25 protein-coding genes and 4 tRNA genes are annotated in these 26,125 nt (G+C 65.6%); 12 read left to right on the plus strand and 17 right to left on the minus strand.

Annotated features, from left to right (window positions below; all coding sequences use genetic code 11):
* The first annotated feature begins 7 nt into the window (after window positions 1-7).
* From AB4Y36_RS00630 to AB4Y36_RS00645, 4 genes are all read left to right on the plus strand, one after another.
* Complete coding sequence (locus tag AB4Y36_RS00630; RefSeq protein WP_069262547.1) at window positions 8-901, plus strand: class I SAM-dependent methyltransferase; 894 nt, start codon at window positions 8-10, stop codon at window positions 899-901.
* The gene (rnhA, locus tag AB4Y36_RS00635) at window positions 898-1,347 is read left to right on the plus strand and encodes a ribonuclease HI (RefSeq protein WP_069262548.1); all 450 of its coding nucleotides are present in this window, start codon (window positions 898-900) and stop codon (window positions 1,345-1,347) included. The genes AB4Y36_RS00630 and rnhA overlap by 4 nt, the downstream gene beginning before the upstream one ends.
* A 58-nt stretch (window positions 1,348-1,405) precedes the next feature.
* Window positions 1,406-2,152, plus strand: a complete 747-nt coding sequence (gene dnaQ / locus AB4Y36_RS00640) for a DNA polymerase III subunit epsilon (RefSeq protein WP_342945462.1) — start codon at window positions 1,406-1,408, stop codon at window positions 2,150-2,152.
* Between the two features lie 48 nt (window positions 2,153-2,200).
* Window positions 2,201-2,275: transfer RNA gene (locus tag AB4Y36_RS00645), tRNA-Val, on the plus strand.
* Between the two features lie 131 nt (window positions 2,276-2,406).
* Here AB4Y36_RS00645 and AB4Y36_RS00650 read toward each other — a convergent pair.
* The 3 genes from AB4Y36_RS00650 to AB4Y36_RS00660 all read right to left on the minus strand — a co-directional run bounded on the left by AB4Y36_RS00650 (window position 2,407) and on the right by AB4Y36_RS00660 (window position 5,343).
* Window positions 2,407-2,871: a DUF2214 family protein gene (locus tag AB4Y36_RS00650; RefSeq protein ID WP_069262550.1), complete on the minus strand. Its 465-nt coding sequence runs from the start codon at window positions 2,869-2,871 to the stop codon at window positions 2,407-2,409.
* 91 nt (window positions 2,872-2,962) lie between these two features.
* The gene (locus AB4Y36_RS00655; RefSeq protein WP_368682096.1) at window positions 2,963-3,943 is read right to left on the minus strand and encodes a hypothetical protein; all 981 of its coding nucleotides are present in this window, start codon (window positions 3,941-3,943) and stop codon (window positions 2,963-2,965) included.
* Window positions 3,944-4,278: 335 nt separating this feature from the next.
* Window positions 4,279-5,343 (minus strand): glycosyltransferase family 4 protein, encoded by a 1,065-nt coding sequence (locus AB4Y36_RS00660; RefSeq protein ID WP_368682097.1) that lies wholly within the window; start codon window positions 5,341-5,343, stop codon window positions 4,279-4,281.
* A gap of 779 nt (window positions 5,344-6,122) precedes the next feature.
* Here AB4Y36_RS00660 and AB4Y36_RS00665 point away from each other — a divergent pair.
* Window positions 6,123-7,958: an ABC transporter ATP-binding protein gene (locus tag AB4Y36_RS00665; protein ID WP_342945460.1), complete on the plus strand. Its 1,836-nt coding sequence runs from the start codon at window positions 6,123-6,125 to the stop codon at window positions 7,956-7,958.
* A 127-nt stretch (window positions 7,959-8,085) separates the two neighbouring features.
* Here the strand turns inward: AB4Y36_RS00665 and otsA are convergent, their stop codons facing one another.
* A complete protein-coding gene (otsA, locus tag AB4Y36_RS00670) occupies window positions 8,086-9,516 on the minus strand; it encodes an alpha,alpha-trehalose-phosphate synthase (UDP-forming) (RefSeq protein ID WP_368682098.1) in 1,431 nt (476 codons plus the stop codon).
* 112 nt (window positions 9,517-9,628) lie between these two features.
* Entirely contained in the window at window positions 9,629-10,381 is a 753-nt protein-coding gene (gene otsB, locus AB4Y36_RS00675) for a trehalose-phosphatase (RefSeq protein WP_368682099.1), read from the minus strand.
* 372 nt (window positions 10,382-10,753) lie between these two features.
* Between otsB and AB4Y36_RS00680 the strand changes: the two genes are divergently transcribed.
* The 3 genes from AB4Y36_RS00680 (at window position 10,754) to AB4Y36_RS00690 (ending at window position 12,852) form a co-directional block, all read left to right on the plus strand.
* Window positions 10,754-11,347, plus strand: a complete 594-nt coding sequence (locus tag AB4Y36_RS00680; RefSeq protein ID WP_368682281.1) for an SCO family protein — start codon at window positions 10,754-10,756, stop codon at window positions 11,345-11,347.
* Between the two features lie 66 nt (window positions 11,348-11,413).
* The gene (locus AB4Y36_RS00685; RefSeq protein WP_368604857.1) at window positions 11,414-11,878 is read left to right on the plus strand and encodes a copper chaperone PCu(A)C; all 465 of its coding nucleotides are present in this window, start codon (window positions 11,414-11,416) and stop codon (window positions 11,876-11,878) included.
* Window positions 11,879-11,967: 89 nt separating this feature from the next.
* Window positions 11,968-12,852 (plus strand): cytochrome c oxidase assembly protein, encoded by an 885-nt coding sequence (locus tag AB4Y36_RS00690; RefSeq protein ID WP_368682282.1) that lies wholly within the window; start codon window positions 11,968-11,970, stop codon window positions 12,850-12,852.
* 39 nt (window positions 12,853-12,891) lie between these two features.
* Here the strand turns inward: AB4Y36_RS00690 and AB4Y36_RS00695 are convergent, their stop codons facing one another.
* The 7 genes from AB4Y36_RS00695 to uvrC form a co-directional block, all read right to left on the minus strand.
* On the minus strand, window positions 12,892-13,380 hold the full coding sequence (locus AB4Y36_RS00695; RefSeq protein WP_342945457.1) for a GNAT family N-acetyltransferase: 489 nt from the start codon (window positions 13,378-13,380) through the stop codon (window positions 12,892-12,894).
* A gap of 86 nt (window positions 13,381-13,466) precedes the next feature.
* Window positions 13,467-13,739: a DUF2164 domain-containing protein gene (locus tag AB4Y36_RS00700; protein WP_069262557.1), complete on the minus strand. Its 273-nt coding sequence runs from the start codon at window positions 13,737-13,739 to the stop codon at window positions 13,467-13,469.
* Window positions 13,740-13,863: 124 nt separating this feature from the next.
* A tRNA-Cys gene (locus tag AB4Y36_RS00705) sits at window positions 13,864-13,937 on the minus strand.
* Between the two features lie 127 nt (window positions 13,938-14,064).
* A tRNA-Gly gene (locus tag AB4Y36_RS00710) sits at window positions 14,065-14,140 on the minus strand.
* 79 nt (window positions 14,141-14,219) lie between these two features.
* Window positions 14,220-14,295: transfer RNA gene (locus AB4Y36_RS00715), tRNA-Gly, on the minus strand.
* Window positions 14,296-14,483: 188 nt separating this feature from the next.
* Complete coding sequence (gene pgsA / locus AB4Y36_RS00720) at window positions 14,484-15,074, minus strand: CDP-diacylglycerol--glycerol-3-phosphate 3-phosphatidyltransferase (protein ID WP_042261239.1); 591 nt, start codon at window positions 15,072-15,074, stop codon at window positions 14,484-14,486.
* Between the two features lie 122 nt (window positions 15,075-15,196).
* A complete protein-coding gene (gene uvrC, locus AB4Y36_RS00725) occupies window positions 15,197-17,419 on the minus strand; it encodes an excinuclease ABC subunit UvrC (RefSeq protein WP_368616053.1) in 2,223 nt (740 codons plus the stop codon).
* A gap of 200 nt (window positions 17,420-17,619) precedes the next feature.
* On the opposite strand from uvrC, the gene earP reads away from it, so the two are divergent.
* From earP to AB4Y36_RS00745, 4 genes are all read left to right on the plus strand, one after another.
* On the plus strand, window positions 17,620-18,804 hold the full coding sequence (gene earP, locus AB4Y36_RS00730; RefSeq protein ID WP_368682100.1) for an elongation factor P maturation arginine rhamnosyltransferase EarP: 1,185 nt from the start codon (window positions 17,620-17,622) through the stop codon (window positions 18,802-18,804).
* 171 nt (window positions 18,805-18,975) lie between these two features.
* Window positions 18,976-19,533 (plus strand): elongation factor P, encoded by a 558-nt coding sequence (gene efp, locus AB4Y36_RS00735; protein ID WP_069262560.1) that lies wholly within the window; start codon window positions 18,976-18,978, stop codon window positions 19,531-19,533.
* Window positions 19,534-19,838: 305 nt separating this feature from the next.
* On the plus strand, window positions 19,839-20,048 hold the full coding sequence (locus AB4Y36_RS00740; RefSeq protein WP_028206671.1) for a CsbD family protein: 210 nt from the start codon (window positions 19,839-19,841) through the stop codon (window positions 20,046-20,048).
* A gap of 336 nt (window positions 20,049-20,384) precedes the next feature.
* Window positions 20,385-21,770 carry a sigma-54 dependent transcriptional regulator gene (locus AB4Y36_RS00745; protein ID WP_069262561.1) on the plus strand — a complete coding sequence of 462 codons (1,386 nt, stop codon included), beginning with the start codon at window positions 20,385-20,387 and terminating at the stop codon, window positions 21,768-21,770.
* Between the two features lie 89 nt (window positions 21,771-21,859).
* Here the strand turns inward: AB4Y36_RS00745 and nagZ are convergent, their stop codons facing one another.
* The 5 genes from nagZ to era are packed head-to-tail and all read right to left on the minus strand — an operon-like array spanning window position 21,860 to window position 26,097.
* A complete protein-coding gene (nagZ, locus tag AB4Y36_RS00750) occupies window positions 21,860-22,900 on the minus strand; it encodes a beta-N-acetylhexosaminidase (protein ID WP_069262562.1) in 1,041 nt (346 codons plus the stop codon).
* 44 nt (window positions 22,901-22,944) lie between these two features.
* Window positions 22,945-23,343, minus strand: coding sequence for a holo-ACP synthase (gene acpS, locus AB4Y36_RS00755; protein WP_368682101.1), 399 nt, complete (start codon window positions 23,341-23,343; stop codon window positions 22,945-22,947).
* A gap of 55 nt (window positions 23,344-23,398) precedes the next feature.
* The gene (gene pdxJ, locus AB4Y36_RS00760) at window positions 23,399-24,163 is read right to left on the minus strand and encodes a pyridoxine 5'-phosphate synthase (RefSeq protein WP_069262563.1); all 765 of its coding nucleotides are present in this window, start codon (window positions 24,161-24,163) and stop codon (window positions 23,399-23,401) included.
* A complete protein-coding gene (gene recO / locus AB4Y36_RS00765; RefSeq protein ID WP_368682102.1) occupies window positions 24,160-25,173 on the minus strand; it encodes a DNA repair protein RecO in 1,014 nt (337 codons plus the stop codon). Before recO ends, pdxJ begins: the two co-directional genes overlap by 4 nt.
* Window positions 25,174-25,191: 18 nt before the next feature.
* Entirely contained in the window at window positions 25,192-26,097 is a 906-nt protein-coding gene (gene era / locus AB4Y36_RS00770) for a GTPase Era (RefSeq protein ID WP_368682103.1), read from the minus strand.
* Between the last annotated feature and the right edge of the window lie 28 nt (window positions 26,098-26,125).

A 26,125-nucleotide genomic window follows, 5' to 3' on the forward strand; every position in this document is an offset into this window, starting at 1 on the left:
CTTCGACATGTCTGACCGATTGATTATAGACTGGCCCGCCTGGACCGCCTCGCCCGCTGGTAGGTATGTGCTCGGCTGGGAGCAGGAGCAGCTCGACCGCGTGGTGTCGAACATATTCGGCTACCATGCGCTGCAGCTCGGCCTGCCGCAGCTCGACGCCCTGCGCGAGAACCGCATGTCGTGCCGCGGCCTCGTGCTCGATGCCGCCAGTGCTGCAAGCGCACCCTACTCCGTACCCGGCGCGTCGGCCCATTCCCACCCGAACGGCGGGCAAACTCCGCCCGAGGCAGGCGGCGCAACAGCGGACCGCACGCCGGCTGCGGGCGGCGGTTCGTTGCTTCACGCGCCCGCGGGCCGCAGCACTGTCTGGTGCGACTTTCTCGATCTGCCGTTCGAGGCGCAGAGCGTCGACCTCATCGTGATGCCGCACACGCTCGAATTCACGAGCGACCCGCACCGTCTGCTGCGCGAAGCCGAACGTGTGCTGATGCCCGAAGGGCAGCTGCTGATCGTCGGGTTCAACTCGCTTTCACTGTGGGGTGCGCGCCAGTCGGTCGGCAAGCTGACCGGCCATCCGTTCCTGCCCGCGCGCCAGGACCTGATCGCGTTCACGCGTCTGAAAGACTGGATCAAGCTGCTGGGCTTCGAGCTTGAACGCGGGCGCTTCGGCTGCTATCGTCCGCCGCTCGCGACGGACCAGTGGCTCGGCCGCTACGGCTTCATGGAAGCCGCCGGCGACCGCTGGTGGCCGATTTTCGGCGCTATCTATATGGTGACGGCGATCAAGCGCGTGCGCGGCATGCGCCTCGTCGGCCCATTGAAGGTCAAGAAGCCGGTGCTGGCCGCGAGCCTGAAGCCCGCGGCGACCACCCCCTCCCCAACACGCAACAAGGACTCATGAGCACACCCGACTTCGTCGAAATCTTCACGGACGGCGCCTGCAAGGGCAACCCCGGCCCCGGCGGCTGGGGCGCGCTGCTGCGCTTCGGCGCGCAGGAAAAGGAACTGTTCGGCGGCGAGGCCGGCACGACCAACAACCGCATGGAGTTGATGGCGGTGATCGCCGCACTCGACGCGCTCAAGCGCCCGTGCAAGGTGATCGTGCATACCGACTCGCAGTACGTGCAAAAAGGCATCAGCGAGTGGATTCACGGCTGGAAGAAGAAGAACTGGATGACGGCCGCTAAAACGCCGGTCAAGAACGACGACCTCTGGAAGCGTCTGGACTCGCTCGTCGCCCAGCACGAGATCGAGTGGCGCTGGGTGAAGGGTCACGCCGGCCACCCGGAGAACGAGCGCGCCGACGCGCTCGCGAACCGCGGCGTCGCCACCCTCGCGGAACTCTGAGACCGCTGCTTTCCAGGACCGCTTCGCGGCGGCCTCACGCTTTCACGCCTTACAAGACATGCGCCAGATCATTCTCGATACCGAAACCACCGGCCTGAACGCCCGCACGGGCGACCGCATCATCGAAATCGGCTGCGTCGAGCTGGTGAACCGCCGGCTCACCGGCAACAACCTGCACTTCTACGTGAACCCGGAGCGTGACAGCGACCCGGGCGCACTCGCCGTGCACGGCCTCACGACCGAGTTCCTCTCCGACAAGCCGAAGTTCGCCGAAGTCGCGGACGAGATCCTCGACTTCATTCGCGGCGCGGACATCATCATCCACAACGCGCCGTTCGACATCGGCTTTCTCGACGCCGAACTCGCGCTACTCGGCAAGCCGGGATTCAAGGAGCACTGTGGCGAGGTGATCGACACGCTCGTGCAGGCCAAGCAGATCTTCCCGGGCAAGCGCAACTCGCTCGACGCCCTGTGCGACCGCTTCGGCATCAGCAACGCGCACCGCACGCTGCACGGCGCGCTGCTCGACTCGGAACTGCTCGCCGAGGTGTACCTCGCGATGACGCGCGGCCAGGAAAGCCTCGTCATCGACATGCTGGGCGAGCACGCCGCGCCCGGTGCGGCCGCCGCGCCGCGCATCCAGCTCGAGTCGATCGATCTGCCGGTGATCATGGCTAGCGACGAAGAAATCGCCGAACACAATGCCGTGCTCGACGGTCTCGACAAGGCGATCAAGGGGACGTCGGTTTGGCGCACCGAGCCGGCTCCCGCCGAAGCCAATGCGGCCGATGCGCAAAATGCTTAAAAAGGGCTTTACAAGATCGAAAACACCCTGCATAATCTCAATCTCTTCGGGTGGTTAGCTCAGCGGTAGAGCACTGCCTTCACACGGCAGGGGTCACTGGTTCGATCCCAGTACTACCCACCAGAATTCCTGGTGTTGGTAACGACAAGCACCGAAGAATAAAGGCCTCGTTGCGAAAGCAACGAGGCCTTTTGCTTTGGCTTCGGCATTGCGCGAAACATCCGGTCGGCGCGTTTCACTGTCAGCAATCCGAATCAAACAATCGAAGGATCTAGACCGATGCCGCGCGCCATGCCCGTGGCCGCGAATACCATCACGACAAGCATGAGCGTCTGCCATCTGCCGATGAGTGCGTATTTCGCCGCGCCGGTGAGATCCGGCACGTCGCCGCGCCGCACGGCGAGCCTCCAGCGCAGCAGCGCCATCATGGGTGCGATTTCGAGCAGAAGGATCAGCACGAGCGCGGCCATCTTTACGAGAAAGAGCGGCTCATGGATGTAGTACTCAGCGCCCTTCTCGAAACCGCCGAACGCACGCATTGCGCCAGTCACGATCAGGACGACCGCCGAGCCGCCCCAGCCGTTGTCGGCGCTGAAGATCATCGGCAGGTCTTCGGTCGACGTGCAGCGGCGCAGGCCGCGCGTGCGCCGCAGGATCGAAGCGAGCGCAAAGCCGAAGGCGAGCAAATGAACGGCGGCGAGCAACCAGCGTATCAGCATTGCAACTCCTTCCGGTGGACGACAGGAACGGCAAGCAATGGTAAAGCGGCGAGAACGCGGACGTCGCGCAACGCGGCCGGGCCACGGGCCGTCAGACCTGCTTGAGCGCGGTGTCGAGGGCACGTGCAGCGGTGCGGTCGCCTTCGGAGGCGAGCCCCACGCGAAACACAGTCTGACGGTTATGGCCCGCCGCAGCGGGCGAATCCCAGAGCAACTCGATCTTCGCGCGGCGCGCGGGCTTGCCCGCAGGCGCCGCAGCAGAGGATGCCGATGCCGCCCGCTGCGCAGCGGGCGCGCCCGGCTCAGGCGTGGCCGCAGACTGGCCGGCCCCCAGCGTTGCAGTGGTATCCGTGGTATCCGCGGCATGCGCAGCATCCGAAACAGCAGCCGGTTCGGCGACGCCACCCGCGGGCGCAGGATCGCCGGTCTGCGGCGGCGCGGGCAAGAGCGCGGGCCCGGACGCAACGGCCCCGCCCTGCGCCGCACCGCAGAGCCAGCGCACCGACAACTCGCGGGCATCATACTGGCCTACCTTACGGCTCTCCCGCCAGACGACCGTCGTGCGCGTCGCAGCATCGATCGAAACGGCGAAGCGCCCGATCGCGAAGCGCCGCGCGGCGAAGTTGCTGCGCCAGAGCGCGCGCGGCCGGCAGATCCAGACCACGGCGGCATAGAGCGCGGGGGCGGCAACCAGCCAGCCGTTGGTGTCGGCCACGGCGTGGAAGGTGCGACGCCAGCCGGCGGTCCAGACGAACACGCCGATCGAGCCGATTGCGAACAAGAGGCCGAGCACGCCGAAAAATCGCAGCGCCTGACGCAGCCACTGGGGCAGCGGATGAAACGGCCGCTCGACGCGCGCCTTGGCGCCCGGCAGCACGATCAGCAAAAACAGGAAGACGAGATTCAGGCTTGCCGCCGGCGACGACGCCATGCCTTCGAGCGCGGCGACGAAGTTCATTTGCGCCATGGAGTGCAACCAGCGCGCGAGGATTACGAGCCCGATCGCGCGTAGCGCGAAAAGCGTCCCGGCACCGGGTACGGTGGCCGTGGGCGTCGGTCGGGTTCTGGCCAAGGGTATTCTCCTCTGTCGACCAGAGTTGACGCTTTAGCGTCTTACTCTGGTCCCATGCATAGCTGTCGACCAGAGTTGACGCTTTAGCGTCTTACTCTGGTCCCATGCAAAGCTGTCGACCGGAGTTGGCGCTTTAGCGTCTTACTCCGGTCCCATGCAAAGCACGCTTTCGTGGGCGCTGCGGATTTTACGGCACGGCCATTATAGGGACATTAAGCGTGCGCCTCACCCGCCGCCGCCGCGAATGTGACAACGCCCCGGTGCATTGCACCGGGGCGTTGGGGAACAGCGGGAAAACCGGGCGCGCCGCAGCGCGTCCAGTTTCGGTACGTAGCTTAGCCGGCGTTGACTTCGCGCAGCACGGTGCGATGCTTCTGGCGCAGCAGTTCTTCGTACACGGCCACGTAATTGCGTGCCATCACCTTCGACGAGAAGCGTGCCTCGAACGCGGCGCGCACCTTCTCGCGCGGCAGCGTCGACACGCGCTTGACCGCCGCGACTGCGCTGATTTCGTCCTCGACGACGAAGCCCGACACGCCGTTCTCGATGACTTCCGGCACCGAGCCGCGCTTGAACGCGATGACCGGCGTACCGCAGGCCATGGCTTCGATCATGACGAGACCGAAGGGCTCCGGCCAGTCGATCGGGAACACCAGGGCATGCGCATTGCCGAGGAACTCGCGCTTTTCGTGCTCGCCGATTTCGCCGATGTACTCGACATGCGGCAACGCCATCAGCGGCTTGATGACTTCTTCGTAGTAGGCGCGGTCGGCCTTGTCGATCTTGGCGGCGACCTTGAGCTTCATGCCCGCCTGGCCGGCGATGCGGATCGCCCGGTCAAGACCCTTCTCCGGCGAAACGCGGCCGAGGAATGCGAGGTAGCCGGGCTCGACGTTCGGAATCGGCGTGAGCACGTCTTCCGGCAGGCCGTGGTACACGGTCTGCTGCCAGTTGGCCTGCTGCAGCGGAATACGCTGGTTGTCCGAGATCGACACCACCGGCACGTCGTTGAACGCATTGAACACCGGCTGCAGTTCCGGCAGGTCCAGACGGCCGTGCATGGTCGTGACGAACGGCACCGGCTGGCGCTGGAACAGCGAGAACGGGTAGTAGTCGATGTGGAAGTGCAGCACGTCGAACTCGTCCGCGCGGCGGCGAACTTCTTCGAGCAGCAGCATGTGCGGAGCCATCACGTCGCGAATCGTGGGGTCGAGGCGCAGTGCCTGCGGCCAGAACGCTTCGAGCTTTGCCGAGGTGATCGAATCGCCGCTGGCGAACAGCGTGACATCGTGGCCCTGTTCGACCAGCGCTTCGGTCAGGTAGGAGACCACCCGTTCCGTGCCGCCGTACAGCTTGGGAGGAACCGCCTCGTGCAACGGAGCGATTTGAGCGATTCGCATAGTGGTGAACTCCTTCCTCGTAATAAATCGGGCAATAGACTGCAAGTTTGACAATCGACCTATGCAGGCTGCGGCTTCCTTGTCGCCACGCGCCTTACAGGCGTTCCATACCGCTAACCGCGCCGGAAATCCGGACACAGACCCGACGCAGTTGTGAAGCGGCAAGAGAGCGCACACGCGGCGGTTCAGGCGGTAAACGCGCAGGGTTCGCGGCCGTTGACACAGAAGCTGTCAAATTCCCTACGCTGTCCGAGTCGGCATTATCCCGGTCCAGGGTAAATACCGGCTAGATCATTTCAAAGTCTTTACGTTGTTACACACCGGAAACACTCCGCAACCCATTGTTTTCCAAGAGAGTTCTAGATTGGGTGCTGCGCTGCGGGAAGCAACTGCGCGCGATTGTCGCGGCTCTTGTGCGCATGAATCGATCCTGCTCGTTTCCGGGTTCGCAACCGGCCGACAGCGTGTTGCGAGCAAGCACACCGCTTTTCCGAATGCAATCGGTAATTCTATCTCTAAAACACCTATCTCTAAAACGATCCACGATTCCTGTTGAACCTCCACTGCAACAACGTGTCCCCAATCTGTATCCCGCGCTATCGTGTCGCGATATGATGCGCGTCCGCCGGGCACAGGCGGTGCGCCAGGCCCATGGGGTGTTTACAATGCGGTAAGTCCGCCTTCGTTGCCGCGCGCCGGAAGCCGTTCATCGCCGGAGCGCCCGCTATCTTCCTTGAACTTGCACGGACGAAATTCCGTCAGACCGACCACCCGATCAATTGGAACATCTGACTCCCGCTCAGCGTAACGCCCACAACGCCAAGCTCGCGAGCTATGCGCGGCGCCCGCTCGCGTTCCTTTTCCGCTACATCAAGCGCCATCCGTTCGCCCATACTGTCGTGCTCGCGAGCGTGTTCGCGGCCGTCGGCTGCGCGCTTGCGTCGCAGTACGCCATCAAGCATCTGATCGACGTGCTCGGAGCGGGACGCCACCATCCGGGCCCGCTGTGGACCGCGTTCGCCATCCTCGTCGGCCTGATCGCCGCCGACAACCTGCTCTGGCGGGTCGGCGGCTGGTTCGCAGCGCACACCTTCGTCGCCGTGACGGGCGACCTGCGGCGCGATCTCTTTCAGTATCTGAGCGGGCACTCGCCCACTTACTACGCCGAAAAACAGCCCGGCACGCTCGCCAGCCGCATCACGGCGACGTCGAACGCCGTCTACACGGCCGAGAACACCACCGCCTGGAACGTGCTGCCGCCCTGCATCGCCGTGGCCGGCGCGATCGTCATGATCATCGTCGTGAACCCGCTGATGGCGGCGGGCCTCCTGCTCTGCTCTGCGATCCTTTCGGTGATCCTCTTCAAGCTGGCTGGGCGCGGCTCGTCGCGCCACCACACCTTCGCCTCGAAAGCGGCCGCGGTGGATGGCGAGCTCGTCGACGTGATCGGCAACATGGCGCTCGTGCGCGCCTTCGGTATGACGTTCCGCGAGCAAAAGCGCTTCGGCTCGACGGTCAAGGCCGAACTCGACGCGCGACGCTCGAGCCTGCTCTATCTCGAAAAGCTGCGTCTGCTGCACGCCGTGATCACGGCCATGCTGTCCGCCGGCCTGCTCGGCTGGGCGCTGTGGCTGTGGGATCAGGGCAAGGCGACGTCGGGCGACATCGTGCTGGTCAGCTCGCTCGGCTTCACGATCCTGCACGGCACGCGCGATCTGGCCGTGGCGCTCGTGGACGTGACCCAGCACGTGGCACGCCTCGCCGAGGCCGTGCAGACGCTGCTGGAGCCGCACGGCATGCCCGACCGGGACGACGCCAAGGAGCTCGTGGCTCAGGGCGGCCGCGTCGAATTCGAGGGCGTGACCTTCGCGTATCCGCACCGCAAGCCGATCCTCGACCATTTCGACCTGCGCATCGAGGCCGGCCAGCGCGTGGGGCTGATCGGCAAATCGGGCGCAGGCAAGACGACGGTGCTCGCGCTGCTGCAGCACTTCTACGACACCCAGGGCGGCGCCATCAAGATCGACGGCCAGGACATCGCGCACGTTACGCAGGACACCCTGCGCCACGCCATCGCGCTCGTGCCGCAGGACATCTCGCTGCTGCACCGCTCGATCTACGAAAACATCGCCTACGGCCGCCCCGAGGCGAGCCGCGAGGAAGTGCTCGCCGCGGCCCGCGAGGCGCGCTGCGCCGAATTCATCGAGGCGATGCCCGAGGGTTACGACACGATCGTGGGCGACCGCGGCGTGAAACTGTCGGGCGGCCAGCGCCAGCGCATCGCGATCGCGCGCGCCATTCTCAAGAATTCGCCGATCCTGCTGCTCGACGAGGCCACCTCGGCGCTCGACAGCGCGTCCGAAGAGGCCATCCAGCAGGCGCTCGACCGGCTGATGGTGGGCCGCACGGTGATCGCGATCGCGCACCGCCTCTCCACGCTCAACAACTTCGACCGCATCATCGTGATGAGTGCGGGCAAGGTGATCGACGACGGCAGTCCGGAAGAACTGCGCAACCGTCCGGGCCTCTACCGCGACCTCCTCGCCAAGCAGTACGGCAAGCAGGCCACGCTCCATCTGGGCAGCAAGAAGGCCGACGAAAAGCACGTGGCCTGACGCCACCCCGCCTGCGGGCGCATCGCCCGCTGGTCTTGCCCCAGACTCCCGGACGCAAAAAAGCCGCTTCAGTGCATCGACTGAAGCGGCTTTTTTTCGCTCTCGAATGGGAGCGAGGCGCGGGTGCTCAGCCCTGCGCGCGCTCGAGCGGCCGCAAGCTCACCCCTTGCCGCACGCAGACCCGGCCGAGATCGCGCATGAAGCGGTCGCGCCAGACCGAGACATTGTTCTCGCGCAACTGGGCCATCATGTCCTGATAGCGCGCGAGGCGCTCAGCAACCGGCATGGAGAGCGCGGCGCCCAGCGCATCGGCCATGCCGTCGATATCGAGCGGATTGACGATCAGCGCGCCGGAAAGCTCCTGCGCCGCGCCGGCAAAGCGCGAGAGCACGAGCACGCCCGGGTCCTCGGGGTCCTGCGCCGACACGTATTCCTTGGCGACGAGGTTCATGCCGTCGCGCAGCGGCGTGACGTAGCCGACGTTCGACGCCCGGAACAGCGCGGCCAGCACCGCCCGTTCGTACTGGCGGTGGATGTACCAGATCGGCGTCCAGTCGAGTTCCGCGTAACGGCCGTTGATACGCCCCGACTCCGCCTCGAGGCGCAGCCGGATGTCCTGATAGGCATGCAGGTCGGCACGCGTGGGCGGCGCGATCTGCACGAACGAGACCTTGTTGCGCTGCGCCGGCGTGTGGTCGAGCAGGCGTTCGAAAGCACGGAAGCGCTCCACGAGCCCCTTCGAGTAGTCGAGCCGGTCCACGCTCATGATGACCTTGCGCCCGTGCAGCGTGGACTTGAGCGTACGCACCGGCTTGCCGCGCTCGCCGGCCTTGGCGAGTTCCGCGATCTCGTCGGGATAGACGCCGATCGGGTAATCGCCCGCGCAGAGCGTCTGCCCGAACGCCTCGATGCGCGTGAGGCCGTCCGGCTGCATCGCCGTCGTGCCTCCCGCCTCGTTCACGATGTAGTCGCAGAAGGCGCGCAGATCGGGCTTGGTCTGGAAGCCGAGCAGGTCGAACGCGCACAGCGCCTCAACCAGCTCGCGATGCGGCGGCACCGCCAGCAACACCTGCGAGGCCGGAAACGGAATGTGCAGGAAGAAGCCGATGCGGTTCTTCACGCCCGCCGCGCGCAATGCCTGGGCGAACGGGATGAGGTGATAGTCGTGGACCCAGATCACGTCGTCTTCGCGCAGCAGCGGCACGAGCTGCTGCGCGAGCCACGCGTTCACGCGGCTATAGCCCTCGTAGTCGTGGCGGTCGTACTGGACGAGATCGGCGCGGTAGTGGAAGGCGGGCCAGAGCGTCGCGTTCGAGAAACCGCGGTAGTACTGGTCGTAGTCGCGCCGCAGCAGGCCGATGGTGGCGAAGGTCACGGGACCGCGCTCTTCGAGGGCGATCTGCGGCTGGCCGGAGGTGAGCACGTCCCCGCTCCAGCCGAACCACATGCCGCCGGTTTCCTTGAGTGCGTCGTACACGCCCACCGCGAGGCCGCCCGCGGCCGGACCGCCTTCGGAAATCGGCGCGACGCGGTTCGACACGATGATCAATCGGCTCATGAGGGGCGGGGTCCGTGCAGGAAATCGGGAAGGCGTGGCGCGCGCGAGGCGGGGCTTCGGCTCGGCCAGGTCAGGCAGTCTACGTGGGCAATGAAGTGAGGCATGCGCGCGGTCATCGGGCGCCTGGCATGGCGGCGACCAGCGATGCGAGCCAGCCGATCAGCGCTTCGACCGAGTCGACGCGCGTCTGCGCGATGGTGTCGCCGCCGCCGACCTTGATTGACAGCCCGCCCAGCGCGTTGACGACGGCGAAGCCCTTTTCGTCGGTCAAGTCGTCGCCGGCGAACACCGGGCTACGGCCCGCGAACGGCGGCTCGTCGAGGAACGCGCGCAGCGCGCGGCCCTTGTCGACGTCCTTCGGCTTGATTTCGTAGACCATCTTGCCGGGCTGCAGGACGTAGGCGTCAGCGTAGTCGGCGGCGAGGCGCTCGGTCGCGGCGCGCGCTTCGGCTTCTCGCTCCGGCGCGTTGCGGTAGTGCAGCGCGAGCGACGCGCCCTTGATCTCGAGCAGCATACCCGCATGCGTGCGCACGACCTCCGCGAGCACCTGCTCCATGTGCAGCAGACGCTGGTCGTTGAAGCCGACACGCTGCGTGTCGCCGTTGGCGTCGCGCCGCTCGGCGCCGTGCAGGCCGGCCACGGGCATATCGGGCATGCCGAGGAAACCGTCGATGCTCTCGATGCCGCGACCGGAGACGATCGCCACCGCGCCGTGCGTCGCGCGGCGCAACTCGCGCAGCAGCGCGAGCATCTCCGGTCGGACGAGCACGCCATCGGGCGTGGGCGCGAGCTCGACGAGCGTGCCGTCGAAATCGAAGAAAAATGCCGTCTGATCAGGCGGCAGGACTGCCGGAAGTGCTTGCATTGCGTTCTTTTCACCCATCGGCCTCGCTGGCCGGGTATGGCCCCGGGCTGCGCCCAGGGAAAGTGTGCGAATCTTACCGCGCCTTGGATCGATTATCGAGAAAGTGAGGGCTGACCGCCTGTGCAGGCATTCCCGGACTCGAAGATGCGGCATATCGACGCGAGCGATCGGCACGACCGGGCCACTCGCGACCGCGCGGACCCAATTTTGCTACAGTCGCAGCGACAAGCCGAGCCCCATGGTCTGAGCGAGCGCGGCCAACGTGATCCAATCGAGTCGACGAGATTGCCTTTGTTTCCCACCTTCGAGCGCACGCTGCGCACGTTCCGCACCCGCCTGCGCGGCCACCTTCGCGGCCACCTTCGCGGCGGCATGCGTAGCCTGCGGCACGCGGCGGTGGTGGCCGGCGCGGTGCTGCTCGCCGCGTGTTCGCACCCGGGCGAGGCGTGGCAGATCACGAACGTGAGCGGTCATCTGCCCGACCTGGACTTCGCGCTCACGGCCGACAACGGACAACCCGTGACCGGCACCAGTTTTCGCGGGGACACGACGCTCGTCTATTTCGGCTACACGCATTGCCCGGACGTCTGTCCGGAAACCATGGCGCGCCTGATGCAGGTTATAGCGAAGCTCGGCCCCGACGCGGACAAAGTGCGGATACTCTTCATCAGCGTCGATCCGGCGCGCGATACGCCGCAGGCACTTCACGCCTACGTCGGCGCGTTCGACGCCCGGCATGCGCGCGGCCTGACCGGCACCGATGCCCAGATCGAGTCGCTCGCGCGGCGCTACCGCGTGGCCTATCAGATGGAAAAGCGCGACCCCGACGGCGACTACGAAGTCACGCACAGCTCGGCCGTCTATGTGTTCGACGCGCAAGGTCATGCGCGCCTGCTCGCCACCGACCACGACTCTGCGGACGCGATCGCGCATGACCTGCGCCGCGTCATCAACGACACGGCGTGAACGCATGCGGCCTCGCCGGTCCAAACATCGGGTTTTGACGCAACAGCAATCGCAACAGGAAACGTTATGACGAAGAACCTCAAGTCACTCACCGTCTCGCTCGGCTGCGCGCTGAGCACCTTCGGTGCGCTCGCCGCCTTCGCGCCCGGCGCACACGCCGCCACCACGCTGAGCGCGCAGGACGCATGGGTGCGCTGGCTGCCCAACGACCTGCCGGCCGCGGGCTACGTGACGCTCAAGAACGATGGCGACCAGCCGGTCGACCTCGTGGGTGTCTCGAGCGACGCTTACGGCATGGTCATGCTGCATCAGACAGTCTCGAATGGCTCGACGCAGAAGATGGTCATGGTGCACAAGGCGACGGTGCCTGCGCACGGCACGCTCGCCATCGCGCCGGGTGGCTACCACCTGATGCTGGAGAAAGCGAAGCACAAGGTCGCGCCGGGCGACACCGTGAACGTGAAGCTGCAGTTCTCGGACGGCGAAACGCTCGACACGCCGTTCGCGGTCAAGCCGCCCTCGGGGCAGTAAGGCCGCGGTAACACCACCGCGCGCGCATTCAATACTGGTTGCGCGCGCAAGCATGTTGAACCCGCGATGAAGCCGCCGCCATGCTCGCGATGACCCTGCTCTACTGGCTCCAGCCCTGGGAGCCTTCGCCGACCGTGATGATCTGCACGATGCTCGCGGCGGTGTTGTTCGTGCGCGGCAAGCGGCACGCGCGGGTGTCGCTCGCACGCCAGCTCTCGTTCTGGTTCGGGCTTGGCGCGCTCTACGTCGTGCTGCATACGCGCCTCGACTACTACTTCGAGCACGAGTTCTTCATGCATCGCGCGCAGCACCTGGTGCTGCACCATCTGGGGCCGTTCTTCATCGCGCTCGCCTACCCGGGTGCGGCGCTGCGCGCGGGCATTCCGTTCAGGTGGCGGCAGCGCTTCGTGCGTCCCGCGCTCGCCGCTCGACCCGTGCGCGTGGCGCTCGACATCGTCATGCATCCCGTCGTCGCGGTCGGACTCTTCGTCGGGCTCATCTATTTCTGGCTCTTTTCGCCGATCCACCTCATCGCGATGCTCGACTGGCGTCTCTACCGCGTCATGAACTGGAGCATGGTGCTCGACGGGCTGTTGTTCTGGTGGCTCGTGCTCGACTCGCGCCCCGCACCGCCCGCGCGCCTCTCGCCGGGCAAGCGCGTGCTCGTCGTGATCGCGGCGATTCCGCCGCAGATCGTGCTCGGCGCGTTCATCTTTTTCACGCCGCACGAGCTTTACCCGGTCTATTCGATCTGCGGCCGCGCGTTCACCTGGCTCTCGCCCATTCGCGACCAGCAGATCGGCGGGCTGCTGCTGTGGATTCCGGGGTCGATGATGAGCGTGGTCGGCGCGCTGGTCGCGCTGCGCCACTGGATGCGGCTATCCGCGCGCGGACGCTTGCAGCGGGACCGGCGCCCCGGCATGCGTCCGGCGGACGGCCAGCGTCACGAGGAAGAGCGCACCCTGCGCACGTAAAGCACTCGAGTGCCGGCGCAAGATGCAATCAACGTCGAATCAGGCCGAGCGCATCCATACGTGCGCAATGCCGTCCTCGTCGTGAATCTCGCCAACGGGCGAGAAGCCGAACGCACCGTAGAACTTCTGCAGATGCGCCTGGGCATGCAGACGCATCGCGACCTCCGGCCATTGACGCTCGATCTGCGCGATGGCGCGTTCGAGCAGCGCGTTGCCGAGTTTGATGCCGCGGTGGTTTTGCGACGTCACCACGCGGCCGATGCGCACGTCGGGGTCCTGCGCGTCAGGCAGCAGCACGCGCAAATAGCCCGCAAGCTCCCGCGCGCCGCCCTGCTCGCTCCATGCGAACAGATGCCATGCGCCGAAGTCGAGACCGTCGATATCGCCATACACGCAGTTCTGCTCGACGACGAACGCGTCCGAGCGCAGTTTGAGCATGGCGTAGACTTCGCGCGCGTCGAGCGCATCAAAGGCTTTCCATTGCCAGTCGAATTGGGGCAGCGGCAAGGCGGTGGACTGCACGGTCATGGTCGGTGATTTCCATCAAGGCGTCGTGAATGACCACGATTATGCCGCGCGCCGCGAGCGCCACAAACCCGCGACTCGCGCAGCGCTCACTTTCGCCGGCGCGGTTGCTCGTATTTGCGCCAGTACTGGAATGGCTCCTCGTGCAGATCGATGTCGAGATCGACGATGCGCGCCTGCATGCTCTCCTGCGCGTCGGCAATGGCCTTGTTGTAGACCGCCGGCGCGATCTCTTCGAGAAAGAAGCCCAGCAGCGCGCCCGCTGCGACGTTGCCGATCGGCTCTTCCATGTTGGCATCGAAATAGCGCTGGATGGAGGCGATCGCTTCGGTGCGCGCGTCTTCGGGGAGTTCGATGGACATGTCGGCAAACCGCAGAGGAAAGGTTGCGGTTATTTTGCGCCAGGCGCGTTGGCGTGTCGCGAAAAACGCAGCAAGGCGGGCGCAAAAAACAAAAGCCACCCGAAGGTGGCTTTTGTTTTGCATCTGGAGGCGCGAGCCGGAGTCGAACCGGCCTACACGGCTTTGCAGGCCGCTGCATAACCGCTTTGCTATCGCGCCAGAAGCGGACTGACCGGGGTGCGGAAACTGCTTGCGCTCGCAACGACCGGACAGATTTGTTTGATGGCTTGATACGCTGACCAAAACCTGCCAAACAAAAAGGGAAGCGCTGCTTCCCCTTGGCATTTGGAGCGGGAGACGAGTCTCGAACTCGCGACCTCAACCTTGGCAAGGTTGCGCTCTACCAACTGAGCTACTCCCGCAAATATCCTGCTTTACTGCGACTTTTACTGCTTCGGCACTTCGTTTTTCGTTACTGCAAAAACGCCGCACCTGAAATTCTGGAGCGGGAGACGAGTCTCGAACTCGCGACCTCAACCTTGGCAAGGTTGCGCTCTACCAACTGAGCTACTCCCGCATATTGGCTTTAGATTTCGCCGAATTTTCCACTAACATCGGCCTATCTTCTGCTATCTCCACCGCATCTTCTTGCTTGCTACTGCGTCGTGCAGCGGAGAAGTGAGATTATGTATAACCCGCAGAATCGTGTCAACCCCTTCGCATGATCTTTTTGGAAAAAGACATAAGGGATTCACAGCACAGGGGTCACAAGCTCCCCCGTTCGCGGATCTGGGGCCACGCGAGCTTCATGTAGTAAAGCATCGACCAGATCGTGAGGAACGCTGCCACGTAGATGAGCCACGCACCCCACACGCGCGAGTCGAACAGCGTTACGCCACCGAGCGTGAGCGGGGCGTAGAACAGCAGCATGGGAATCGCGACCATCTGGCACGCGGTCTTGAACTTGCCGAGCGAATTCACGGCCACGCTCTTCGACGCGCCGATTTGCGCCATCCACTCGCGCAGCGCCGAGATCGCGATTTCGCGCCCGACGATCACGAGCGCGATCACGGCGTCGAGACGCTGCAGATGCACGAGCACGAGCAGAGCCGCGGTCACCATGAGCTTGTCCGCGACGGGATCGAGGAATGCGCCGAACGACGAGGTCTGATTCCACTTGCGCGCGAGAAAACCGTCGAACCAGTCGGTGAGCGCCGCCAGCACGAAGAGCAGCATCGCCAGCACGTTCTGCTGCATCGGGGAAAGCATCGTCTGCGGCAGATAGAACACGCCAACCACGAGCGGAATCGCCAGGATCCGCAGCCAGGTCAGGAGAATCGGAATATTGAACGGCATCGGCTGGCGCTATCTGTCGGGGAGATGCAATGATGGGAGATGCAATTGTGCCGCGTCGCCGCACGTGCCACAAGCAACCGTAAGGAATGGCCAGGCCGGACCCGGCCAGCGACGCCGCCGCATCAGTGAAGCTGCTGGTAGATCTGCTCGGCGAGCGAGCGCGAGATGCCCTCCACGCTCGCCAGATCCTCCACGCTCGCCGCCATCACGCCGCGCAGGCCGCCAAAGCGCGCGAGCAGGCGCTGGCGACGCTTCGCCCCCACGCCCTCCAGCTCTTCGAGACGCGAAGTCTGGCGCGTTTTGCCGCGCTTCGCGCGCATGCCCGTGATGGCGAAGCGGTGCGCTTCGTCGCGGATCTGCGCGACGAGCATGAGTGCGGCGCTCTCCTTGCCGAGTTCGAGCGGCGCACGGCCGTCGGCGAACACGAGCGTTTCGAGGCCGACCTTGCGGCCCTCGCCCTTCGCCACGCCCACCAGCATCGCCGGATCGAGACCCAGTTCGGTGAACACCTGGCGCGCGATCTCGACCTGCCCCTTGCCGCCGTCGATCAGGACGATGTTGGGCAGCGTGCCGCCGGGCGGCGGGGCTTCGACTGCCTCGCTGGCCTCCACGGCTTGCGACGCTGCATCCGGGTCGGCCGGATCGGGCGCAGGCACGGACAGCCCAGGCGCCTCGTCGGCTTCGGCGCGCGCCGCTTGCGCGACCATCTTTTCGTAGCGCCGCGTGAGCACCTGGCGCATGGCGGCGTAGTCGTCGCCGGGCGTGATGCCGGTGATGTTGTAGCGCCGGTATTCGGCCGACTGCATCTTGTGATGGTGATACACCACGCATGAGGCCTGGGTCGCCTCGCCCATCGTGTGGCTGATGTCGAAGCACTCGATGCGCAGGTGCGCGAGATCGTCCAGCTCGAGCCCGAGCAGTTGCGCGAGCGTGCGCGTGCGGGCCTGCTGCGAGCCCTGCTCGGAGAGCAGACGCGCGAGCGCGAGCCGCGCATTCTGTTCGGCCATGGCAAGCCATGCGCGCTTCTGACCTTGCGGCTGACGCAGCACCGTGACCTTGTGTCCGGCCTGCTCGCTCAGCACGTCCACGAGTTCGCGGTTCGCGGGCGGATGGCTCACCACCAGCACGGGCGGCACACGGTTGCCGAAGTAATGCTGCGCGATGAAGGCGTCGAGCACTTCGGATTCGATGCCGATCTCGCGCTTTCTGCGCGCATCCGCCTGCGGCTCGAGCGCGGGCGTGGCGGTTTCGGCATCGCTTGCCGCGTCGTCATCGTCGGCGAGATCGGCCGCGATGGCGAGCGGATCCGCTTCGAGCGCCGCATCGTCCTGTGCGTCTTCCGCCTGCGCTTCCTCGACGTAGTCCTCCACCGTCTTGCGCGCGAGCGTGGGCAGCGACTTCAGCGCGCTTGCCGCGACCACGGTCTCGCTGTCGATTTCCTCGGCGACGCCGCCCTCCTCGTCGGTCAGCGCACGCTCCACGTGCGCGGGGAAATAAGCCTTGTCGCCCAGATGCCGGCCGCCGCGCACCATCGCGAGATTCACGCAAACGCGCCCGCCCAGCGCCACCACGGCAAGAATGTCGACGTCGCTCTCGCTGCCCGTTTCGATGGCCTGTTGATGCAGCACCGTCGAAAGCGAACTCATCTGATTGCGCACGGAGGCCGCCTGCTCGAACTTAAGCTCCGAGGCGAACGCGTGCATCTTCGTCTCGAGTTCCTTCATCACCTCGTTCTGACGGCCCAGCAAAAAACGCGATGCGTTGTTCACGTCGCGCGCGTAATCCTCTTCGCTGATGGCGCCCACGCAAGGCGCCGTGCAGCGACCGATCTGATGCAGCAGGCAAGGCCGCGTGCGGTTGTTGAACACCGAGTCCTCGCAGGTTCGCAACTGGAATACGCGCTGCAGGATCTGGATGCTCTCGCGCACCGCCGACGCACTCGGAAACGGCCCGAAGTACTGGTTGTTGCGATCCACCGCGCCGCGGTAGTACGCCATGCGCGGGAACTTGTGCCCGGTGATCTTGAGAAACGGATACGACTTGTCGTCGCGAAAAAGGATGTTGTAGCGCGGTGTGAGCGCCTTGATGAGGTTGTTCTCGAGCAGCAGCGCCTCGGCCTCGGAACGCGTGACCGTGGTTTCGATGCGCGCGATACGCGTGATCATCATCGCGATGCGCGGCGAAAGCTGCGTCTTGGTGAAGTAGCTCGATACGCGCTTTTTCAGGTCGCGCGCCTTGCCGACGTAGAGCACCGCGCCTTGCGCGTCGTAGTAGCGATACACGCCCGGCAGATGCGGCAACTGCGCGAGCGCCTTTTTCGGGTCGAAAACGTCGGTGTCGGTCATCCAGTTTCGGGGACGGGCGGTGCGTCGAGAGAGATGAGACCTGGCCCAGCGCCGCCGTCGCGACGCATTCATGGCTGTGTCCTAGAATCGCAAGTTTAGATCATTCCATGCCGCACGGAACCTGCGCCGAACTTGCCGGCCGGGCGTTCTGCACCCGCTTGCTGCATGGCGGTCCCGATTCTCCGCGTCACCCGCTACCTATGACAGAAGCCCCCACACCCACCGCCGTCAGCGCTAGCGCCATTGCCTGCGACCTCTTTTGCGCCGTCATCGACAATTTCGGCGACATCGGCGTGTGCTGGCGGCTCGCACGCCAGCTCGCGCACGAGCACGGCTGGCAGGTGCGCCTCTTCGTCGACGACTTGCACGCGTTTCGCAAGCTCTGCCCCGCGCTCGACCCGAGCCGCGCCACGCAATCGGTCGAAGGCGTGCTCGTCGAGCACTGGCACGCGCCGGAGCATGCGGGCGACATGCTGCAGATCGCCGATGTCGTGATCGAGGCGTTCGCGTGCGAGCTGCCGGGCGTCTACGTCGCGGCGATGGCCGAGCGTGCGCGCAAGCCCGTCTGGCTCAACCTCGAATATCTGAGCGGCGAGGACTGGGTCGCCGACTTTCATCTGCGGCCGTCGCCGCACCCGCGTTACGCGCTCGCCAAGCACTTCTTCTTTCCCGGCCTCGGACCCGGCACGGGGGGCGTGCTCAAGGAGCGCACGCTCGATGCGGCGCGCGCGGACTTCGAGCGCTCACCGGACGAGCGCGCCGCATGGTGGCAGCGCGCCACGGGCGGCCCACCGCCCGGGCCGGAAGCCACCGTGATCTCGCTCTTCGCCTATGAGAATCCCGCCGTCGACGCGCTGCTCGAGCAATGGCGCGACGGCGCGAAGCCGGTGGTCCTGCTCGTGCCGGAGGGCCGCATCTCTGGCGCGCTCGCGCGCTTTTTCGGAGAGCCGGCGTTCGGTGCAGGTTCGCAGGCCACGCGCGGCGCGCTTCGCGCGCACGCGCTGGCGTTCACCGAGCAGCGCGGTTACGACCCCCTGCTCTGGGCGAGCGACCTCAACTTCGTGCGCGGCGAGGACTCGTTCGTGCGCGCCCAATGGGCCGCGCGACCGTTCGTGTGGCACATCTACCCGCAAGCCGACGACGCCCATCTGCCGAAGCTCGACGCCGCGCTCGCGCACTACGGCCGCACGCTGCCGAAGGCACCGCGCGCCGCGCTCGGACGCTTCTGGCATGCGTGGAACGGCCGCGGCACGCCGGACTGGGCCGATTTTGCGCAGCATCTGCCCGCCTACGCGGCGCGCGCCAACGCCTGGGCGGCCGAACTCGGGCAGGTTGGCGATCTCGCCGGAAATCTCGCCGAGTTCGCAAAAAGTCAGTTAAAATAAGCGGTTATCCGACGGCAGCCGTCTCAAGCGCTTCGAGTTCCGCGGCCCCCATCGTGCACGCATGAAAGAGGGTCGCAGCACCTGCACCTGCTGCAGCAACCGAATCCGCTTGCGACGTTTGCCGTCGAGCACACTCGAAGCTACTTAATCTGGACAGGACAGTTTTTTACTATGAAGACCGCACAGGAACTCCGCGTCGGCAACGTCGTGATGATCGGTAACGACGCGATGGTCGTGCAGAAGGCCGAATACAACAAGTCGGGCCGCAACGCCGCCGTCGTCAAGATGAAGTTCAAGAACCTGCTGACCGGCGCGGGCATGGAAACCGTGTACAAGGCGGACGACAAGTTCGACGTCGTCGTGCTGGATCGCAAGGAAGTGACGTACTCGTACTTCGCCGACCCGATGTACGTGTTCATGGACGCCGACTACAACCAGTTCGAAGTCGAAGGCGAGATGATGGGCGACGCCCTGAACTACCTCGAAGACGGCATGGCTTGCGAAGTCGTGTTCTACAACGAGAAGGCCATCTCGGTCGAACTGCCGACCGTGCTGGTGCGCGAGATCATCTACACGGAACCGGCCGTCAAGGGCGACACGTCGTCGGGCAAGGTCCTGAAGACCGCCAAGCTGAACACCGGTTTCGAGCTGCAAGTGCCGCTCTTCTGCAACATCGGCGACAAGATCGAAATCGACACGCGTACGAACGAGTACCGCAGCCGCGCCTAACGGCGGGCTGACGACAGCCTCAGGCCGAAAAGGCGCCCGCCCGCTGTCCCAGCGGCAAAAGGCGTACACCGCTATGAAAGCGCCCCCCGGGGCGCTTTTTCTTTTTTTGCCGAACGTGTATGTTTGAGAGTGCTACGGAAAACCTTACCGGTTATGCGCAATGGATTACGTGCTTGCCGCCTTTAGCGGGCAAGCGGCGAGCAAGGGCAGCGCGCACCGGTCAAAGTGACTCCCGCGGCACGATTTCTGCTGTGGGGTGAGAGAGCATGCGTACCACGCTCTTTCCCCTTTTCAGGAGAAACACAATGAACAACGACATTGCCGAAGGCAAGTGGAAGCAGTTGATCGGCAAGGCCAAAGCGGCATGGGGCGAGCTGACGGACGACGAACTCGCCAAAGCCGAAGGCCGTGCGGATCGGCTCGCCGGGCTTATCCAGGAACGTTACGGCAAGACGCGTGACGAGGCGGAACTGGAAGTGCGCCGCTGGTTCGACGCGCACCGGCCACGCGACTGACGCACCGTCCACGGCATGGCCGGTACGGACGTCGCCCACTTGCAGGCAAACAGGGGGTTGCACGCATGCCAAAGCGCCCGGCGCTTCGGGCTTGCGCTGCTGCTCGGCCCCGCCGGCAGTTCACTGCCCGGCAACGCCGTCGCGCCCCCGTTCTGGCGCAGCACAACTGGGAGGACCGGAACTGAACACCCTGCTACGAGACATCTCCGTGATCTCGGTGAAATCTTTCGCATCGTGCCGCGCTCCCGCGCGCCGCGCGGCTGCCTGCCGGGGCGCACGCGCTACCCGCGCGCGCAGCACCGGCGCGACTGCGCTCATCCGTAAGCCGCTACCGCCATGCCACACGCCCTGATTGTCGAAGACGATCCCAATAGCCTGTCAGGTCTGTCTGCGATCCTGTCGGCCGACGGGTTCTCCGTCGACACCGCTGCCACCCTCGCCGAAGCGCGTGCCGCCCTTGCGCGCTTCATCCCCGACGTCGTACTCGTCGACCTGAACCTGCCCGATGGCGGCGGCCTCGAGTTGCTGCCGCATTTGCCGGCGCAGCCGCCAGGCGGCGCCCTGCCGGTGATCGTGATGACCGGCAACGCCACGGTCGAAAGCGCGATCGAAGGCCTGCGCCACGGCATCTGGGACTATCTGCTCAAGCCCGTCAACATTCCGCGCCTGCGCAGCTTGCTCGCACGCATTCCGCGTCCCTACGAGCTAACCGAGGAGGTCAGCGCGCTGCGCGCGACACTGCGCAAGATGGGCCACTTCGGGCCGATGCTCGGCCGCAGCAGCGCGATCCAGCATGTCTACGACACGCTCGAACAGCTCGCGCCCACCGAAGCGGCGCTGCTCGTGCACGGCGAAGCCGGCACCGGCAAGGAAGTCGCGGCGCGCACGCTGCACCAGCTGAGCCGCCGCCGCAAGGGGCCGTTCATCGTGTGCGACGCGCGCTCGCTCGTGGCCGAAGCGGCCGCGGGCCGGCCGCTGGCGAGCGTGCTGTTCGGCCACGAGCGCGGCGCGTTCACGGGCGCGGAACAGCGCGAGCCGGGTCTCGTCGATCAGGCGAGCGGCGGTACGCTTTTCATCGACGAGCTGACCGACCTGCCGCGTGAGCAGCAGGAAACACTGCTGCGCGCGCTCGATTCGCAGACCTTCATGCGCGTGGGCGGCAACAGCGAGGTGGGCACCGATTTCCGCCTGATCGCGGCCACCCATGCGAACCCGCGAGAAGCCGTCCAGCAGGGTGCACTGCACGAGGATCTCTGGCTGCGCCTCGATGCGGCGGCGATCCAGCTGCCGCCGCTGCGAGAGCGCGACGACGACGCCGCCCTGCTCGCGCTCGCCTGCATCGACGAACTCAATCAGGAGGCCCAGGCGCACGGTCTGGCCGGCGCGACGCGGCTCGTCGCGCCCTCGTTTATCCGCGAGTGCCTCGCGTACGACTGGCCCGGCAACGTCCGCGAACTGCACGAACGCGTGAGGCGCGCGTGGCACGCCTCGGGCGAGGTGCTCGAGACGCTGCAGGCCGAGGAAAGCAGCGGCGCGGGCCCGCGCGAGATGAACGGCGGCCGCGTGCAGGTCACCGTGGGCACGCCGCTCGCCGACGTGGAGGAAATGCTGATCCGCGCGACGCTCGACGCCGTGGGCGGCACGCGGCACCGCGCCGCGTCGCTGCTCGGCATCAGCCCCAAGACGCTCTATAACAAGCTCCAGCGCATGCGGCTCAACTGAATCGGCAAAACCCACGCACGTTGTAAAAAGGCTGTCCTTCGTTTCCGAAGGACAGCCTTTTTCATTCCACCGACGCAGCAATCAGCACATCAAGGCAGCACGCTGCGCAGTAACGCCTGCGCCTCGATGTACCCCGGGTCCGCTACCATCCTGTCCCAGCGCTGCGCCTTGCCGCGCGCGCGCATGCGCTTGATGCGCAGCCCCGAAGCCTTGGGCGCGCGGCGCGGCTCCATCGTACGCAACGCGTCGAGCACCTTCCCGGCTTCGTGCGGTTGGTTGCAGATCAGCACCATGTCGCAACCCGCTTCGAGCGCGGCGCGCGCGCCCTCGGTGAGCGTACCGCCCTGGCGCGCGGCCTCCATCGAGAGGTCGTCGCTGAAGATCGCGCCCGTGAAGCGCAAGCGCTTGCGCAGCACTTCCTCGACCCAGATGCGCGAGAAGCCCGCGGGCTTCGCATCGACCTTCGGATAAATCACGTGCCCCGGCATCACCGCCGTGAGCGAGAGACCGAGCCAGTCGTAAGGCTGTGCGTCTTCGCCGAGGATCGCTTCGAGCGGACGCTCGTCGACGGGCACCGCGACGTGCGAGTCCGCCGTCGCGAAGCCATGCCCCGGGAAATGCTTGCCGCAATTGGCCATGCCCGCAAGGGATAGCCCGTGATTGAGACTCTTGGCGAGCAGCGTGACGACCCGCGGATCGCGATGGAACGCGCGATCGCCGACCACCTTCGACTGGCCGTAGCCGAGATCGAGCACCGGCGTGAACGAGAGATCGATGCCGCACGCGCGCAACTCGCTCGCGAGGATATAGCCCACCGCCGTTGCGAGCTTGGTGGCGAGCAGCACATCCTTGTCCCACAAGGCGCCGAGGCGCCCCATGGCTGGCAGCACGGTGAAGCCGTCGGTGCGAAAGCGCTGCACGCGGCCGCCTTCGTGGTCGACGGCGATCAGCAGGTCCTCGCGCACCGAGCGGATGGCGTCGGTCAGCGCAACGAGCTGCGCGCGGTTCTCGTAGTGACGCGCGAACAGGATCACGCCGCCCGTCATCGGGTGTGCGAGGCGACGCACGTCGTCGTCGTTCAGCGTGGTGCCGACCACGTCGAGCATGACTGGCCCGGGATTATTCTTCATCGATGAGTTTTGCGTAGATGCCGCGCAACGCACGGCGAAAGATATCAACCGTTGATTTCCGCAACCACGAACGACACCGCGTAGTCATGCTCGTCGGTGATGCTCACGCGCGCCGTGATACCGCGTTCGTCGAGCCACCGCGCGAGTTCGCCCGAAGCGGCGATCACCGGACGGCCGCCCGGCTCGTTGAGGGTCTGCATGGCGCGCCAGGTCATCGGCATACGCATGCCGAGGCCGATCGCTTTCGAGAACGCCTCTTTCGCGGAGAACCGCGTGCATAGATACGCGAGGCCCCGCGCCGCCGAGCGCGCCTTGCGCGCCTCGTAGACGGCGAGTTCGTCCGGGCCGAGCACGCGCGGCGCGAAGCGCCCGTTGGTGCGCTCCATGACCGCCGCCACTCGGCTCACCTGGATGATGTCGGTGCCGATACCGTAGATCGCCATGAGACTCCCGTCGATGTCTGTCGATTGCGCCTGACGCGATGGCGCGGGGTAGCAGTCAGCCGCGCGTGCCGAGGCGCGCCGCAACCATGATCGCCTTCATTTCGCGCACCGCGTTCTCCCAGCCCGCAAAAATTGCGTGCGCAACGATCGCGTGGCCGATGTTCAGCTCGACGATGCCGTCGATGGCCGCGATCTGCTGCACGTTCGTATAGTGCAGACCGTGGCCGGCATTCACCTTCAGTCCGAGGCTGTTGCCGCAGCTCACGCCGGTGACCACGCGCTCGTATTCGCGCTCCTGCTCGCCGGCGTCGTGCGCCTCGGCGTAGCGGCCCGTATGCAACTCGATCACGGGCGCGCCCGTTTCGTGCGCCGCGCGAATCTGCGTTTCGTCCGGGTCGATGAAAAGCGAGACGCGGCAGCCCGCATCGGCAAGTTGACGGCAGGCGGCGGCAACGGCGTCGAAGTGGCCCGCGACGTCGAGGCCGCCTTCGGTCGTCAGTTCCGCGCGCTTTTCGGGCACGAGGCAAACGTCATGCGGCTTGATCTCGCACGCAATGTCGAGCATCTCGGGCGTCACCGCGCATTCGAGATTCATGCGCGTTTTCAGCTGCGGACGCAGCGCGCGCACGTCGGCGTCGACGATATGGCGGCGATCCTCGCGCAGATGCAGCGTGATCGCGTCGGCGCCCGCCTCTTCGGCGAGAAGCGCCGCGCGGATCGGATCGGGATAAGCGGTGCCGCGCGCGTTGCGCAGCGTGGCGACGTGATCGATGTTCACACCGAGGTCGATCACGTTGGGCGAAGTGAGAAAGAAGCTCATAGGTTCTGCAAGTCGATCAGAATCTGGCGCGTCGCGAGCGGCGTGCCGCCAAGGTACATGTTCAGCAGGAAGCGCATGAGCGCCTTGCTCTGCGCAACCGTCTGGGGTCGATGGTAATCGTCCTCTTCCATGTCGAGCAACGTCTGACCCGAAAGCCGGGGCCATTGAGAAGGCCATTCATCCGATGCTTCGCGCACGCCGCGTTCCGGATCGAACACGTAGCGCCCTTCGGCCGCGACGGTCTTGCGGTTCACGGTGCGGTTGAGTGCGAGCGCATAGCCGGCCTCGCGCAGCAGCACGCGCTCGAACGAGCGCAGCACCTGCACGGGCGGCTCGTCGTGAGCGAGGCGCGTGAGCGTCACGACGTAGTGGCGAAAGAGTTCGGGGTGCGGGTCTTCGCGCGCGATGAACTTCACGAGCAGCTCGTTCACGTAGAAGCCGCACAGGAGCGCGTCGCCGGTCAGCGGCAACATGCCGCCGACCCACTCGGCGCCCGTGAGCGTGCGCACCTCGCCCTTGCCGGTCCACGAAAGCGCGAGCGGCTGGAAGGTCTGCAGCACGCCGCGCAACGCCGAATGCGGACGCTTCGCGCCCTTCGCGACGAGCGCCACGCGGCCGTGATCGCGCGAGAGCACATCGATGATGAGGCTCGTCTCGCGGTACGGATAGCTGTGCAGCACGAAAGCCGGCTGCTCGGCGATGCGGTAATCGGGGGTCGTGCTGCGTGACGCGCGCGGCAATTGCGAGCGCGCGGTGGTCTTGCGGCCGTTGCGCGGTTCGGCGCGGCCTTCGAGCGTGGCGTCGGCGCCTTCGGTCATCGCGTTGCGCGTGGCGGCGCCTTTCGTCGCCTTCGTGCTGCGCGTGCTCGTCGCACTTTGGGTGCCTTTCGCGGGCGAGCGACGCGCGCTGCGGGAACCGGTCGGTTCGTCCGCAGCGATTGCCTCGTCGGCCTGCGCGTCATCGTGCGCGGGCCAGTCGTCGTGCAGGGTTCCGGCTGCGCCGTCACTCATACGCGGTGCCCGTCGTGCTTACTCGTAACCGTAGGCGCGCAGCCCGGCTTCGTTATCGGCCCAGCCGCTCTTCACCTTCACGAAGGTTTCGAGGTAGACGGGACCGTCGAACAGCTTCTCCATATCGAGTCGCGCCTCGGTGCTGATCTGCTTGAGCTTCGCGCCCTTCTGGCCGATCACCATCGCCTTCTGCGTGTCTCGCTCGACGAGAATCGTCGCGAAGACGCGGCGCAGCCGCCCTTCCTGCTCGAACTTGTCGATCAGCACCGTGCTCGTGTACGGCAGTTCGTCGCCGGTCCAGCGGAACACTTTCTCGCGCAGGATTTCGGCTGCGAGGAAGCGCTCGCTGCGATCGGTGAGGTCGTCTTCGCCGTAGATCGGCTCGCCGTCGGGCAGATACGGCTTGAGCGTCGCGAGCAGGCGCTTGATGTCGTCCGGATTATTTGCCGAAAGCGGCACGATCTCGCGGAATTCGCGCAGACCCTGCACCTGCTGGATGAACGGATACAGCGTGCCCTTGTCGGTCACGCGGTCGATCTTGTTGGCGATCAGGATCGTGGGCGCACTCGGGGGAATCAGGTCGAGCACTTTCTGGTCGTCGGGACCGAACTTGCCGGCCTCGATCACGAACAGCACGGCGTCGACCGAGCTGAGCGTGGAGGTCACCGCGCGGTTCAGCGAGCGGTTGAGCGCCGTGCTGTGGCGCGTCTGGAAACCGGGCGTGTCGACGAAGATGTACTGCGCGTCGTCGATCGTGTTGATGCCGGTGATGCGATGGCGCGTAGTCTGCGCCTTGCGCGACGTGATGCTGATCTTCTGGCCGACCAGCGCGTTCATCAGCGTCGATTTGCCAACGTTCGGACGGCCGACGATCGCGACCATGCCGCAACGGAAACCGGCAGGAGTGGAAGTGGGAGCGTTCATGATCGGACCGGAATAGAAAAACGGGAGG

Origin of the sequence: Paraburkholderia sp. BR10936, assembly GCF_040965735.1 — a bacterium.
GTDB lineage: Bacteria > Pseudomonadota > Gammaproteobacteria > Burkholderiales > Burkholderiaceae > Paraburkholderia > Paraburkholderia nodosa_A.

Bases quoted from the DNA above. Each gene is read 5' to 3' on its own strand.
- AB4Y36_RS00630 (WP_069262547.1), top strand. From the start codon at position 8: ATGTCTGACCGATTGATTATAGACTGGCCCGCCTGGACCGCCTCGCCC.
- rnhA (WP_069262548.1), top strand. From the start codon at position 898: ATGAGCACACCCGACTTCGTCGAAATCTTCACGGACGGCGCCTGCAAG.
- dnaQ (WP_342945462.1), top strand. From the start codon at position 1,406: ATGCGCCAGATCATTCTCGATACCGAAACCACCGGCCTGAACGCCCGC.
- AB4Y36_RS00650 (WP_069262550.1), bottom strand. From the start codon at position 2,871: ATGCTGATACGCTGGTTGCTCGCCGCCGTTCATTTGCTCGCCTTCGGC.
- AB4Y36_RS00660 (WP_368682097.1), bottom strand. From the start codon at position 5,343: ATGCGAATCGCTCAAATCGCTCCGTTGCACGAGGCGGTTCCTCCCAAG.
- otsA (WP_368682098.1), bottom strand. From the start codon at position 9,516: ATGAGCCGATTGATCATCGTGTCGAACCGCGTCGCGCCGATTTCCGAA.
- otsB (WP_368682099.1), bottom strand. From the start codon at position 10,381: ATGCAAGCACTTCCGGCAGTCCTGCCGCCTGATCAGACGGCATTTTTC.
- AB4Y36_RS00680 (WP_368682281.1), top strand. From the start codon at position 10,754: ATGCGTAGCCTGCGGCACGCGGCGGTGGTGGCCGGCGCGGTGCTGCTC.
- AB4Y36_RS00685 (WP_368604857.1), top strand. From the start codon at position 11,414: ATGACGAAGAACCTCAAGTCACTCACCGTCTCGCTCGGCTGCGCGCTG.
- AB4Y36_RS00690 (WP_368682282.1), top strand. From the start codon at position 11,968: ATGACCCTGCTCTACTGGCTCCAGCCCTGGGAGCCTTCGCCGACCGTG.
- AB4Y36_RS00695 (WP_342945457.1), bottom strand. From the start codon at position 13,380: ATGACCGTGCAGTCCACCGCCTTGCCGCTGCCCCAATTCGACTGGCAA.
- AB4Y36_RS00700 (WP_069262557.1), bottom strand. From the start codon at position 13,739: ATGTCCATCGAACTCCCCGAAGACGCGCGCACCGAAGCGATCGCCTCC.
- pgsA (WP_042261239.1), bottom strand. From the start codon at position 15,074: ATGCCGTTCAATATTCCGATTCTCCTGACCTGGCTGCGGATCCTGGCG.
- uvrC (WP_368616053.1), bottom strand. From the start codon at position 17,419: ATGACCGACACCGACGTTTTCGACCCGAAAAAGGCGCTCGCGCAGTTG.
- earP (WP_368682100.1), top strand. From the start codon at position 17,620: ATGACAGAAGCCCCCACACCCACCGCCGTCAGCGCTAGCGCCATTGCC.
- efp (WP_069262560.1), top strand. From the start codon at position 18,976: ATGAAGACCGCACAGGAACTCCGCGTCGGCAACGTCGTGATGATCGGT.
- AB4Y36_RS00740 (WP_028206671.1), top strand. From the start codon at position 19,839: ATGAACAACGACATTGCCGAAGGCAAGTGGAAGCAGTTGATCGGCAAG.
- AB4Y36_RS00745 (WP_069262561.1), top strand. From the start codon at position 20,385: ATGCCACACGCCCTGATTGTCGAAGACGATCCCAATAGCCTGTCAGGT.
- nagZ (WP_069262562.1), bottom strand. From the start codon at position 22,900: ATGAAGAATAATCCCGGGCCAGTCATGCTCGACGTGGTCGGCACCACG.
- acpS (WP_368682101.1), bottom strand. From the start codon at position 23,343: ATGGCGATCTACGGTATCGGCACCGACATCATCCAGGTGAGCCGAGTG.
- pdxJ (WP_069262563.1), bottom strand. From the start codon at position 24,163: ATGAGCTTCTTTCTCACTTCGCCCAACGTGATCGACCTCGGTGTGAAC.
- recO (WP_368682102.1), bottom strand. From the start codon at position 25,173: ATGAGTGACGGCGCAGCCGGAACCCTGCACGACGACTGGCCCGCGCAC.
- era (WP_368682103.1), bottom strand. From the start codon at position 26,097: ATGAACGCTCCCACTTCCACTCCTGCCGGTTTCCGTTGCGGCATGGTC.